General features: G+C 70.8%; 14 protein-coding genes and 2 tRNA genes. 15 read left to right on the top strand and 1 reads right to left on the bottom strand.

All coding sequences use genetic code 11. From position 1 onward, the window contains the following. The first annotated feature begins 20 nt into the window (after window positions 1-20). From ACWDYJ_RS24315 to ACWDYJ_RS24285, 7 genes are all read left to right on the top strand, one after another. A complete protein-coding gene (locus ACWDYJ_RS24315) occupies window positions 21-1,016 on the top strand; it encodes a glycosyltransferase family 2 protein (RefSeq protein ID WP_451567702.1) in 996 nt (331 codons plus the stop codon). Next, window positions 1,013-1,438: a GtrA family protein gene (locus ACWDYJ_RS24310; RefSeq protein ID WP_451567701.1), complete on the top strand. Its 426-nt coding sequence runs from the start codon at window positions 1,013-1,015 to the stop codon at window positions 1,436-1,438. Before ACWDYJ_RS24315 ends, ACWDYJ_RS24310 begins: the two co-directional genes overlap by 4 nt. A 110-nt stretch (window positions 1,439-1,548) precedes the next feature. Beyond that, complete coding sequence (gene proB, locus ACWDYJ_RS24305; RefSeq protein ID WP_451567700.1) at window positions 1,549-2,676, top strand: glutamate 5-kinase; 1,128 nt, start codon at window positions 1,549-1,551, stop codon at window positions 2,674-2,676. A 99-nt stretch (window positions 2,677-2,775) separates the two neighbouring features. After that, on the top strand, window positions 2,776-3,186 hold the full coding sequence (locus ACWDYJ_RS24300; RefSeq protein WP_451567733.1) for a hypothetical protein: 411 nt from the start codon (window positions 2,776-2,778) through the stop codon (window positions 3,184-3,186). 196 nt (window positions 3,187-3,382) lie between these two features. Further along, window positions 3,383-4,666, top strand: a complete 1,284-nt coding sequence (locus ACWDYJ_RS24295; protein WP_451567699.1) for a glutamate-5-semialdehyde dehydrogenase — start codon at window positions 3,383-3,385, stop codon at window positions 4,664-4,666. Between the two features lie 77 nt (window positions 4,667-4,743). Continuing rightward, complete coding sequence (locus ACWDYJ_RS24290) at window positions 4,744-5,298, top strand: SCO2584 family spore wall biosynthesis protein (RefSeq protein ID WP_451567698.1); 555 nt, start codon at window positions 4,744-4,746, stop codon at window positions 5,296-5,298. A gap of 67 nt (window positions 5,299-5,365) precedes the next feature. Beyond that, entirely contained in the window at window positions 5,366-6,508 is a 1,143-nt protein-coding gene (locus ACWDYJ_RS24285; protein ID WP_451567697.1) for an SCO2583 family membrane protein, read from the top strand. Here ACWDYJ_RS24285 and ACWDYJ_RS24280 read toward each other — a convergent pair. After that, complete coding sequence (locus ACWDYJ_RS24280; protein WP_451567696.1) at window positions 6,492-7,595, bottom strand: M48 family metallopeptidase; 1,104 nt, start codon at window positions 7,593-7,595, stop codon at window positions 6,492-6,494. The genes ACWDYJ_RS24285 and ACWDYJ_RS24280 overlap by 17 nt on opposite strands. A 140-nt stretch (window positions 7,596-7,735) precedes the next feature. On the opposite strand from ACWDYJ_RS24280, the gene ACWDYJ_RS24275 reads away from it, so the two are divergent. The 8 genes from ACWDYJ_RS24275 to ACWDYJ_RS24240 all read left to right on the top strand — a co-directional run bounded on the left by ACWDYJ_RS24275 (window position 7,736) and on the right by ACWDYJ_RS24240 (window position 12,278). Next, a complete protein-coding gene (locus tag ACWDYJ_RS24275) occupies window positions 7,736-7,903 on the top strand; it encodes a hypothetical protein (RefSeq protein ID WP_451567695.1) in 168 nt (55 codons plus the stop codon). A gap of 56 nt (window positions 7,904-7,959) precedes the next feature. Next, entirely contained in the window at window positions 7,960-8,577 is a 618-nt protein-coding gene (nadD, locus tag ACWDYJ_RS24270; RefSeq protein ID WP_451567694.1) for a nicotinate-nucleotide adenylyltransferase, read from the top strand. A gap of 26 nt (window positions 8,578-8,603) precedes the next feature. Further along, the gene (locus ACWDYJ_RS24265; protein ID WP_451567693.1) at window positions 8,604-10,253 is read left to right on the top strand and encodes an LCP family protein; all 1,650 of its coding nucleotides are present in this window, start codon (window positions 8,604-8,606) and stop codon (window positions 10,251-10,253) included. Window positions 10,254-10,382: 129 nt separating this feature from the next. Continuing rightward, window positions 10,383-10,829, top strand: coding sequence for a ribosome silencing factor (gene rsfS / locus ACWDYJ_RS24260; protein ID WP_362396666.1), 447 nt, complete (start codon window positions 10,383-10,385; stop codon window positions 10,827-10,829). Continuing rightward, window positions 10,826-11,482 (top strand): histidine phosphatase family protein, encoded by a 657-nt coding sequence (locus ACWDYJ_RS24255; protein ID WP_451567732.1) that lies wholly within the window; start codon window positions 10,826-10,828, stop codon window positions 11,480-11,482. The genes rsfS and ACWDYJ_RS24255 overlap by 4 nt, the downstream gene beginning before the upstream one ends. Window positions 11,483-11,614: 132 nt before the next feature. Next, window positions 11,615-11,687 (top strand) — tRNA-Ala (locus tag ACWDYJ_RS24250). A gap of 143 nt (window positions 11,688-11,830) precedes the next feature. Next, complete coding sequence (locus tag ACWDYJ_RS24245) at window positions 11,831-12,064, top strand: hypothetical protein (RefSeq protein WP_399355663.1); 234 nt, start codon at window positions 11,831-11,833, stop codon at window positions 12,062-12,064. 141 nt (window positions 12,065-12,205) lie between these two features. After that, a tRNA-Ala gene (locus tag ACWDYJ_RS24240) sits at window positions 12,206-12,278 on the top strand. Window positions 12,279-12,349: the final 71 nt, after the last annotated feature.

Raw genomic sequence — 12,349 nt, 5'->3', positions numbered from 1 at the left:
CGGACCCCCAGGAAGTGCTCATGACCAAGCTGTCGGTAGTCGTCCCCTGCTACAACGAAGAAGCCGTGATCGACAGTTTCGACGCGGAGATCCGAAGGGTCCTGGACGCCCTGCCGGTCGAGTACGAGGTCTGCTACGTCGACGACGGCAGCCGTGACGGCACCCTCGGAAAGCTCCGCAAGATCGCCGCCGAGTACGGCGACCGGACCCGTTACGTCTCCTTCAGCCGGAACTTCGGCAAGGAGGCGGGCATGCTCGCCGGGCTGCGCGAGGCCACCGGCGACGCCGTGGTGATCATGGACGCGGATCTCCAGCACCCGCCGGAGCTGATCGCCACCATGCTCGACCACTACCGGCAGGGACACGACCAGATCATCGCCCGGCGCACGCGCGAGGGCGACAAGAAGATCCGCTCGGTACTCAGCCGCGTCTACTACCGGGGCGTCAACCGCTGGGTGGACGTCGAGCTCGCCGACGGCGTCGGCGACTTCCGGCTCCTGTCGCGGCCCGCCGTCGACGCCCTGCTCGCGCTGCCCGAGTACAACCGCTTCTCCAAGGGCCTCTTCTCCTGGATCGGCTTCGACACCGTCCACTTCGACTACCAGAACGCCCAGCGCGAGGCCGGCGAGACGAAGTGGAAGCTGGGGTCCCTGCTGAACTACGGCATGGACGGGCTGATCTCCTTCAACAACCGGCCGCTGCGCATCGGCATCTGGCTCGGCGTGTCGCTGGTCGGGCTGACCGGCCTGTACGCCCTGTGGATCGCCGTCATGGCGATGACCAACGGCATCGACTCGCCCGGTTACGTCACCCTGGTCGCGCTGATCGCCGGAGTCGGCGGCGTTCAGATGATCATGCTGGGTCTGATCGGCGAGTACATCGGCCGCATCTACTACGAGACCAAGCGGCGCCCGCACTTCCTGGTCAAGGAGGCCCACGGAGCGGCCCGGACCACCGACAACACCGACACCCCCGCATCCCGCGGCCCCGTGACCGCGGAGCGCAGCCGCCGATGACGCGCAGGGACCAGCTCGGACAGGTCTTCCGCTTCGCCCTGGTGGGCGGGGTCAACACCGGCACCTTCTTCGGCATCTACCTGCTGCTGCACCCGTGGATGCCCTACTTCGCCGCGTACACCCTGGCCTTCGTGCTGTCGATGATCGGGTCGTTCTTCATGAACACCTACTTCACCTACCGCACCCGGCCGACCTGGAAGAAATTCCTGTTCTTCCCGCTGACGAACGTCACGAACTACGTGATCCAGTCGGCCGGCCTCTACGCCCTGGTGACCTGGGCCGGACTCGACACCCGGATCGCGCCGCTCGTCGCGGCCGTCGTGGCGATCCCGTTCACCTTCCTGCTGTCGCGCAGGATCCTGGTCCCGGGGAGCGCGCGAGCCGCGGAAGCGGAGCCCGCCTCCACCTCCCCGGCCGCGTGAGTCCCACGCTCTGAAACCCCTGAGCGGCCCCTCCGGGCCACCCCGTAGATTGAGGTGGCAGGCAGGTAGGCAGGCATGGAGCAATTCCGGCAAGGGGCAAGGGGAAAGACGTGTCAACGGCTAGGCAAGGTGTCGTGGACGCCCGCAGGATCGTGGTCAAGGTCGGCTCCTCCTCCCTGACCACCGCGGAGGGCGGGCTCGACGCCGACCGGGTGGACGCGCTGGTCGACGTATTGGCCAAGGCCCGCAGCGGCGGGGAGAAGGAGATCGTCCTGGTCTCCTCCGGAGCCATCGCGGCCGGGCTCTCCCCGCTCGGACTGCGCCGCCGGCCCAAGGACCTGGCCCGGCAGCAGGCCGCCGCCAGCGTCGGCCAAGGCCTGCTCGTCGCCCGGTACACCGCCTCCTTCGCCCGCTACGGCATCCGCGTCGGCCAGGTGCTGCTCACCACCGACGACACCAGCCGGCGCGCGCACTACCGCAACGCCTACCGGACCCTGGACCAGCTGCTCGCCATGGGCGCGCTGCCCGTCGTCAACGAGAACGACACCGTCGCCACCGACGAGATCCGCTTCGGCGACAACGACCGCCTGGCCGCCCTCGTCGCCCACCTCGTCCGCGCGGATCTCCTCGTCCTCCTCTCGGACGTGGACGGCCTCTACGACGGCGACCCGTCGCAGCCCGGCACCACCCGCATCGACGAGGTGCGCGGCCCCGAGGACATCGCCCACGTCTCGATCGGCAGCGCGGGCAAGGCGGGCGTCGGCACCGGCGGCATGGTCACCAAGGTCGAGGCGGCGCGGATCGCCGCGGCGGCGGGCATCCCCGTCGTCCTGACCTCCGCCAGCCAGGCCGCCGACGCGCTGGCCGGCCGCCGGACCGGTACGCACTTCCACGCCACCGGCCGCCGCTCCGCGGACCGGCTGCTCTGGCTCCAGCACGCGTCGACCCCGCAGGGACACCTGGTCCTGGACGACGGCGCGGTGCGCGCGGTCACCGAGCGCGGCAGCTCGCTGCTGGCCGCCGGAATCGCGGCCGTCGAGGGGGACTTCGTCGCGGGCGACCCGGTGGAACTGCGCTCCACGGACGGCCGCGCCGTGGCCCGCGGACTGGTCAACTTCGACGCCAAGGAACTCCCGCAGCTCCTCGGCCGCTCCACCCGCGAGCTTGCGCGGGAGCTCGGACCCGCGTACGAGCGGGAGGTCGTCCACCGTGACGATCTGGTGCTGCTCCAGGGCTGAGGTTCGGTAAAACCGACGCGCGGCGGCCCGGGGACTGGTCAACTGTGAGGGGCGCACAGGCGTAGGCGGGCAGACAGGAGGCGGCTGGTGAGACGAGCGCTGACCAGCGTCGGCACCGGAGGCGGGAGCGGGGACCGGGACGGGCACGGCGGCCACGAGGAGCGGGACACCTCCCGGCTGTGGCACATCACCCTGAGTGTTTCCGGCAAGCCCGCGCCGCTGTCCGAGGTCCGGCGCGGGCTGGAACAGCTCGCCCACGACCACCCTTTCCTGCTGACCAGCCGGTATGCCGACGACCACGCGGAGATCCGCTACTGGGAGGAGGCCCGCGACCTCCACGACGCGGCGGCCGTCGCCCTGCGCCTCTGGGGCGAACACCGCTCCTCGGCGAAGCTGCCGCCGTGGGAGATCGTCGGCCTGGAGGTCATCGACCGCGCCACCTACCACCAACGCGTCTCGGAAGGCTACGGCCCACCCCCGGCCCACCCGGTGGGCGTGCACCCTTATTGACGCGGCCCTCGCACCGCTCGGCGTCGGGGGCGCCTCGCCGGCGTTTGAGGCGCGGGTCCGGGCAGCGCCCGGTTTCGGGAAGGGGCGGGGCGGGGAGAGGCTCCGCGCAGCGGTCCCCGGTCAGGCCCCGGCGGCAGCCGTCTCGCGGGGTGGAACCCCGTCGGCGGGGCGACGCCCGGGGACTACCCTGGGCGGCATGACCTCGCTCGACGACGCCACCGCCACCTCCCCCGTCCTCGCCTCGGCGCGAGCCGCCCGTACGGCCGCCGCCACGATCGCCCCACTCCCGCGGTCCGCCAAGGACACGGCCCTGCTGGCCATCGCGGACGCGCTGGAGGCCCGTACGGCCGAGATCGTCGCCGCCAACGCCGTGGACACGGACAAGGCCCGCGCGGCCGGCACGAGCGAGACGGTCATCGACCGCCTGACCCTCACGCCCGAGCGGGTCGCCGCCATCGCCTCCGACGTACGGGACGTCGCCGCGCTCCCCGACCCCGTCGGCGAGGTCGTCCGCGGCTCCACCCTCCCCAACGGGATCGACCTGCGCCAGATCCGCGTTCCGCTCGGCGTCGTCGGCATCATCTACGAGGCCCGCCCCAACGTCACCGTCGACGCCGCCGCCCTCTGCCTCAAGTCCGGCAACGCGGTCCTGCTGCGCGGCAGTTCCTCCGCCTACGCCTCCAACACCGCTCTCGTCGCCACCCTGCGCGACGCGATCGAGTCCGCAGGCCTGCCCGCCGACGCCATCCAGCTCGTCCCGGGCGACTCCCGCGACTCCGTCCGCGAGCTGATGCGCGCCCGCGGCCTCGTCGACGTCCTCATCCCGCGCGGCGGGGCCTCCCTCATCAGGACCGTGGTCGAGGAGTCCATCGTCCCGGTCATCGAGACCGGCACCGGCAACTGCCACGTCTACGTCGACGCCCAAGCCGACCTCGACATGGCCGTGGACATCCTCATCAACTCCAAGGCCCAGCGGCCCTCCGTCTGCAACGCCGCCGAGACCCTCCTCGTCCACCGCGACATCGCCGCCGCCTTCCTGCCGCGCGCCCTCGACGCGCTCGCCGACGCCGGTGTGACCGTCCACGGCGACGAGCAGGTCCTGGCCGCCGCCGAGGGGACGAAGGCCACCGCCCTGCCCGCCACCGACGAGGACTGGGCCGCCGAGTACCTCTCCTACGACATCGCCGCCGCCGTCGTGGACTCCCTCGACGACGCCGTCGCGCACATCCGCCGCTGGACCTCCGGTCACACCGAGGCGATCGTCACCACCTCGCAGGCCGCCGCCCGCCGCTTCACCCAGCTGGTGGACTCGACCACCGTCGCCGTGAACGCGTCCACCCGGTTCACGGACGGTGGCCAGTTCGGATTCGGTGCCGAGATCGGCATCTCCACCCAGAAGCTGCACGCCAGGGGCCCCATGGGTCTTCCGGAACTCACCTCCACCAAGTACATCGTCACGGGCGACGGTCACATCCGGTAACCGCCGCATGGACACGGTGTGGCCGGATTTCGGCTCACACCCTGCCCAAAGCAGCCCCCCAGGTCTACGCTGGACACGTGCCGGACGACGTGGGGGGCAAGCCGTTCCCGGACGACGGGGAGCCCGACGACGACCGCGGAGGCGCGGACCAGGACTTCGCCTCCGTGGTGCTCGACGAGGCCTTCGTCCGGAACGCCGAGATCCATGAACCGAGCGCGCTGGAGCGCCAGCGAGCCGCCGACCGGGCGCGCGCCGAAGCCGAGGCGGCCCGCGTCGCCGGAGGCTGGACGGGCGACGACGACCACGACGGGCACGGCTACGGCCAACCCGACGGATACGGCTTCGACGACGGCGGCTGGGAGCCCGGCCACTACGGCTACGGGTACGCCGAAGGCCCCTACGGGGCGTACGGCGGCCGCATGCGCCCCTACCGCGGGCGGTCCCCCTGGCTGCGCCCCGTCGCCTGGGTGCTCGCCGTCGTGATGGGGCTCGGCATGGTCGCGCTCGCCTTCAGCGCCGTCTACCGCAGCGCGTCCGGCGACGCGGAGCCCGCACCGGCGCCCGCCAGTACTCCGCTCAGGGAAGTCGGCGGCGTCGGCGCGTTTACGTACCCCGTCGGCCGCCAACCCTGAAGGTAACGACCCCACTCGCAGAGCTGGAGCTGGGGGCTTCTCTGAAGCGGGGACAGCGGGAGAAGCGATGGGCGTTCCAGGAGATCCACCCAACGGCACCCCCGGCGGCATCGGCGGTGGCGACGACGAATCGCGGGCGGACGAGTACCGGTCGGTCGTGTTCGACGAGGACTTCGTCCGCGCTGCCCGGATCCAGGAGTTCTCCGCCCAGGAGCGCATGGGCGAGCACGCCCGTGCCGTACGCAGCCGCTCCCTCTGGTCGGGCGCCGGCTCCTCCGGCCGCGGCGCCGACTCCCCGGGGCGCGGCCCCCGGCAGGGCGTGCTGGTGGTGCTGCTCATCGCCACGGCCTTGGCGCTCGCCGTCTACCTGGGCGTGCGCAACCCGTACGTCGCTCCGTCCGGCGGCGTCGCCGAGCCGCTCAGCAGCACCGTCGTCCCCCTCGCGCCGACCGCCGTCGTGTCCGGCGGACGGGCCGCCGACCTCTACGCGCAGAGCCCGGCGGCCGAGTACCGGGTCGGCGCGGCCGGGATCACCCTGCCGGCGGAACACCGCACCGACCACTTCTCCGAGGGCCAGGTCGTCGCCGCGCTGTCCATCGCCAAGGACTACCTGGTGCAGTCCTCCCTGGACCCGGACGTGCTGTCCGGCGCCGCCTCGCGGCCCGTGCGGGTCCTGCTCGACCCGGGCCAGCTCGCGCAGTTCGACCAGAGCATGGCCTCGCCGTCCGGCGACGGCCGGCACGCCGCCACCGGCTGGCTGGTCCGCTTCGACTCCCGCACCGCCGTCCTGGCCGATTCCCGGGTCCGGGTCAGCGGCACCCTCGCCTTCCAGGAGGTGGCCCCGGGGTTGCTGGAGGTGACCACGGACCACACCTTCGTGTACGCCGTCCGTGCGGCAGCCGGTCCGCCGAACGCCGATGACGCGGCCTCGCTCTTCACCGTCCGCCGCGAGCTGCGGCTGCGCTTCGACGGCGAGGACCTCATGGCCCGCCGGGCGGAGCTGGCCTCCGCCTACGTGATGGCCGGGCCGCAGGACTGCGCGAGCGAGCCCTCGGCGGGCTTCCGCCCGCTGCTCGCCGGAGCCGGGCCCACCACGGTGGGCCCGGCCGCGAGCGACCCGTACGCCAGCGGCCACCCGAGGCGCACGGCCGGGCTGTGCGGCGTACTGGCCCCGGCCCCGAGCGGCGCCCCCGTCAGTCCTGCGCCGTAGTGCCCTTGGTGCCCTTCCCCTCGGCGCCGTCCGTGCCCGTGCCCGTGCTGCCCGTGGCTCCGGCTCCGGCTCCGGTGAACTTGTCGCGGAGCCTGCCGCCCAGGTCCCCCGCGCCGCCGGCGATGTCGCCCACCAGCTTCATCAGCGGGTCCTTGCTGGTGCGCACCGAATCCGCGTAGTGCGAGGCGGACTCGCGGAAGGAGTCGCTCACCGAGGTGTCCTTGTCCTCGTCCCGCTTCGGGTAGTGGCCGTCCATGATCCGCTGGTGGTCCCGGCTCTGGGACCACTTCTTCAGCTCGGCCGCCCGCACCGTGGCGAAGGGGTGCGTACGCGGCAGGATGTTGAGGATCTTCAGCACGGAGTCGCGCAGATCGCCGCTCTCCTCGTACTCCTCGGCCTGGGCCAGGAAGGCGTCGACGTTCATCTCGTGGAGGTGGTTGCCGCCGGCGAGCTTCATCAGCCCGCGCATCGAGGCGTTCACGTCCTGCCCCACCAGCAGTCCGGCCCGGTCCGCCGACAGCTCCGACTTGCGGAACCACTCCCGCAGCGCGGTGACGATCGCCATGATCGCCACGTTGCCCAGCGGGATCCAGGCCACCTTCAGCGCCAGATTCGTCAGGAACAGCAGGACCGTGCGGTAGACGGAGTGCCCGGACAGCGCGTGGCCCACCTCGTGGCCCACCACCGCCCGCATCTCCTCCTCGTCGAGCAGCTCCACCAGACCCGTCGTCACCACGATGATCGGCTCGTCGAGCCCGATGCACATGGCATTCGGCTTCGGGTCCTGCTGCACGTACATCTGCGGGACCTTCTCCAGGTCCAGGATGTAACAGGCGTCGCGCAGCATCTCGTGCAGGTGCTGGAACTGGGTCTCGCCCACCCGCACGGAGTCCGACAGGAACAGCAGCCGCAGGCTGCGCTCCGGAAGCAGCCCGCTCAGGGCCTTGAACACCGTGTCGAAGCCGGTCAGCTTGCGCAGCGCGACCAGTGCGGAACGGTCCGCGGGATGTTCGTACGCCCGCGAGGAAATACCCGGAAACCTCCTGCGATTGCGCGCTGGTGCCTTCTCGAATCCGGTGTCCGTCATAGCGCCTCCCCCTTGAGTGGCCTGTGGTGCCTTGCGTCTATCCTCTCCAACGCCTGAGTCGGCGTGAGCGTGCCCCAGGCCCCCGCATACGATGTGAGCGAAGTCTCCGCTCACTCCCCGACTCGATAGGTATCTGCCTGATGAGCCTCCACACCACCGCCCACAACCTGGTCGTTCTCGCTTCGGAGGGAGCCGAGAAGCACGGCGGCAACCACGACAGCCTGAACCCGTACCTGACCGGTGGCGCTGCGCTGTTCATCCTGCTGCTGATGCTCTGGGTGACCACGCGCCTGAACCGCGACCGCTGAGCGCCGGCACCAAGCCCCTCCGTGGACGTGCCGCCGGGCCAGTAGGCTCTGCCCTCATGGGAGAGCAGGAAGTGCCTACCGGCCCGGTCAAGCGCCGGCTCGGCGTGATGGGCGGGACGTTCGACCCGATCCACCACGGACACCTGGTGGCCGCCAGTGAGGTCGCCGCCCTTTTCCACCTCGACGAGGTGGTGTTCGTACCGACCGGCGAGCCGTGGCAGAAGTCCCAGCGGGCCGTGTCGCCCGCCGAGGACCGCTACCTCATGACGGTCATCGCGACGGCCTCGAACCCCCAGTTCTCGGTGAGCCGCATCGACATCGACCGCGGCGGGCCGACCTACACCATCGACACCCTGCGGGATCTGAGCGCGCTCAACGAGGACTCCGAGCTGTTCTTCATCACCGGCGCCGATGCCCTCGCGCAGATCCTGACCTGGCGGAACGCCGAGGAGCTCTTCTCTCTCGCGCACTTCATCGGAGTGACCCGGCCGGGCCATGTGCTCACCGACGACGGCCTGCCCGCGGGCGGTGTCTCCCTCGTCGAGGTGCCCGCGCTGGCGATTTCCTCCACGGACTGCCGCGAGCGGGTGGCCGCGGGGGATCCTGTCTGGTATCTGGTGCCGGACGGTGTGGTGCGCTACATCGACAAGCGTGAGCTGTACCGGGGAGCCTGAGCTTCCGGAAGAGAAGGGGCCCCGCGGTGAACGACCGACAGGATCAGTACGGCCGGTACGATCCGCACACAGCCCAGGAGCAGCAGCTCATCGGCTATGACCCGTACGGCAGGCCGGTGTACGGCCAGGCGCCCGCCCAGCCCGCCCAGCCCGCCCCGCCGCAGTACGAGCAGCCGTACGAGCAGCAGTACGACTACGGGTACCAGCCGCAGCAGCAGTACTACCCGCCGCAGCCGGCCGTCCCGGAGTACGGGCAGCAGGAGTACACCCAGGGCGCGGCCTACGCGTACGGCACCCAGCAGGCCCAGCAGTGGATCCCGCAGCAGACCGCCCCCGAAGCGGAACCACAACCGCAACCGCAGCCGGAACCGCGGCAGACGGCCCAGATCCCCGAACCACGCCGGCCGGCCGCTCCCGACTACCGCACCGAGCAGTTCGCGTTCATCGACCAGCCGGACGAGGACTCCGAGGACGTCATCGACTGGCTCGCCTTCACCGAGAGCCGCACCGAGCGCCGCGAGGAGGCCCGCCGCCGCGGCCGCAACCGTGTGGTCGCGCTGATCGTCGTACTGGCCCTGCTCGTCGTCGGCGGCCTGGGCTACCTCTGGTACGCGGGCAAGCTGCCCTTCCTCGACGGCCCGGAGCGGAAGAAGGACGCCGCGGCCGCCTCCGGCGCCCAGAAGCGCGACATGATCGTCGTCCATCTGCACAACACCAAGCGGGGCGGCACCACCACCGCCCTCCTCGTGGACAACGTCACCACCGAGCAGGGCGCCACCGTCCTGCTGCCGAACACCCTCGCCGTCACCAAGGCGGACGGCACCGGAGCGGCCCTCGGCAAGGCGGTCGAGGAAGGCGGCATCGGTACCCGCGATTCCCTCGACACGGTGCTCGGTACCCACATCGGCGGCACCTGGCGCCTGGACACGCCCTTCCTGGAGCGCCTCGTCGAACTCCTCGGCGGCATCGAGACCGACACCGACACCGCGGTACCGGCCGACGACCAGGCCAGGACCCCGGCCGTGGGGCAGGGACCCAAGCAGAGCCTCAACGGCGCGATGGCCGTCGCGTACGCCACCCACCGGGGCCAGGGCGAGCCGGAGACCAAGCAGCTGGAGCGCACGGGCCGGGTGCTCCACGCCGTCCTGCGCAAGATCCCGGGCGACCCGAAGGCGGCGGCCTCGACCGTGGACAGCATGGGCCAGATCCTGGACCCGGGCCTGGACGCGAAGAACCTCGGCGCGCTGCTGTCGCGGATCGGCGAGCACGCCAAGGTCGGCGCGCACCGCACCGAGATCCTCGCGGTGAAGGCGGACGGCAGCCTCACGGACGAGGCCAACAAGAAGATCGTCAAGGAGATCCTCGGCGGTTCCTTCACGGCGGCGCTGCCCGGCGTCGCACCCCGGGTCGGCCTCAGGGACGCCACGGGGGACGAGAAGACGCAGATCGCGGCGAAGGCGGCGCTGCTCAACGGCGGCTACGGCTTCGTGGACGGCGGCAAGGCCGACAGAACGGCCGCCACCTCGCAGATCACGTACCAGGACGACACGCAGCGGGACCGGGCGATCGAGGTCGCCAAGACGTTGGGACTGCCGGAGACGGCCGTGAAGAAGGCCGAGAACGCGGTGAACGCGGACGTCGTGGTGACCCTGGGCAGGGACTACAAGGCGTCCTGAGGGCTCCTGACGCCTTCCGGCGGCTGCTGTGAACAGGGCCTTCGCCCGCGCGGAACGTTCCGCGCGGGCGGTGACGGCGGTACATGAGACCCTTGTAAGGATCTGCCCGCCAACCCGAAAGCATGGCCAGTGACCGCCACGGACCGCTCCATCGAGCTCATCACCGCCGCCGCCCAGGCCGCGGCCGACCGGCTCGCGCACGACATCATCGCGTACGACGTCAGCGATGTGCTGTCGATCACCGACGCCTTCCTGCTCGCCTCCGCGCCCAACGACCGCCAGGTCAAGTCGATCGTCGACGAGATCGAGGAGCGGCTGCTCAAGGAGCTGGGCGCCAAGCCGGTCCGCCGCGAGGGCGACCGCGACGCCCGCTGGATCCTGCTCGACTACATCGACATCGTCGTCCACGTCCAGCACAGCGAGGAGCGGGTCTTCTACGCGCTGGAGCGCCTGTGGAAGGACTGCCCCGAGATCGAGCTCCCCGAGGACGCCAAGCTCACCATCGGCAAGGCCGAGGAGCACGCCAAGCTGCGGGAGGCGGCGGGCGACGACGAACTGGACGGTGATCTGTTCTGAGCACGACCCGCACGGGCACGACCAGTAGGAAGATCGTCCTCTGGCGGCACGGCCAGACCGCGTGGAACCTGGAGCGCCGCTTCCAGGGCTCCACGGACATCGCGCTGACCGAGACGGGTGTGGCGCAGGCGCGCCGCGCCGCCCGGCTCCTCGCCTCGCTGAAGCCGGACGTCATCGTGGCCTCCGACCTCCAGCGGGCCTCCGCCACGGCCGCCGAGCTGGCCGCCGTCACCGGACTGCCCGTGGAGCACGACGAGGCGCTGCGCGAGACGTACGCCGGCGAGTGGCAGGGCCTCACCCACGAGGAGATCCTCGAGAAGTACGGCGAGCAGTACGCGGCGTGGAAGCGCGGCGAGCCCGTCCGACGCGGCGGCGGTGAACTGGAGACCGAGGTCGCCGACCGCGCCGCTCCGGTGGTCCTGCGCCACGCCGACGGGCTGCCGCCGGGCGGCACGCTCGTGGTGGTCAGCCACGGCGGCACCATCCGTACGACGATAGGCCGCCTGCTGGGTCTGGACGCGTACAACTGGGAGGGTCTCGGCGGGCTCTCCAACTGCTGCTGGTCCGTCCTCGGCGAGGGCGCGCGCGGCTGGCGTCTGATGGAGCACAACGCCGGCACGCTGCCGGAACCGGTGCTCGGCGACGACGACTGAGCCCGACCGGCCCCGACGAGCCCCGCCTCACGGGGGCTCGCACCCGGATTTCACTTTCCGGCTGGTCGCAGGCTAGAGTTCTTCTTGTTCGCAGCGCGGAACACCGGAAACGGGGGGAGCGCGGCGGAGAGCGGGGCTATAGCTCAGTTGGTAGAGCGCCTGCATGGCATGCAGGAGGTCAGGAGTTCAATTCTCCTTAGCTCCACAATCAGGATCCCGTCCCCAATAGGGGGCGGGATCCTTGCGTTTGTTCCTTTGGCGCTTGCTGACCCGGCCGGTACCGGCATGGCAGAATCGGACGGCCGGAGGGGGACACGACGGCCTGACGCGGGAGGGAGTCGCTGACGGATGGGTGCACACCGGCGGCGGTGCGACTGGTGCGACAACGGCACGCCGATCGTGCGGGACATGGACCCCGTCAACCTCGACTACCAGTACTGGTGCGAGGAATGTGCGCGGGCGCTGATCATAAAAGGCGACCCGATCGAGACGTACCGCGAGCTGGAGGGGGAGCCGATCTACGGCCGGTTGCTCGACGAGCACTGCACGCTGAAGCGGTTCTATCAGTTCGCGCGAGCGTGACGAGACGGTAGCAACAGAGGCAAACCGGACATGGCCCGTGGTCGGCGGAAACCGATTTTTGGACCAGGGCCATGACCGTGTAATGTTTGGGACGTCGCCAAGGGGAACCGGACAAGGGAAACCAGGCGGCGGGCAGGGCGAGGGGCTATAGCTCAGTTGGTAGAGCGCCTGCATGGCATGCAGGAGGTCAGGAGTTCAATTCTCCTTAGCTCCACAGTGAAGAAGCGGGGGCCCCCCAACAGGTGGGGCCCCTCTAGTTTTTTTCCCACACCCCATTTACCCCAA

This window comes from Streptomyces sp. NPDC003042 (genome assembly GCF_053591315.1).
This window is presented reverse-complemented; position numbering and strand designations above follow the sequence as displayed.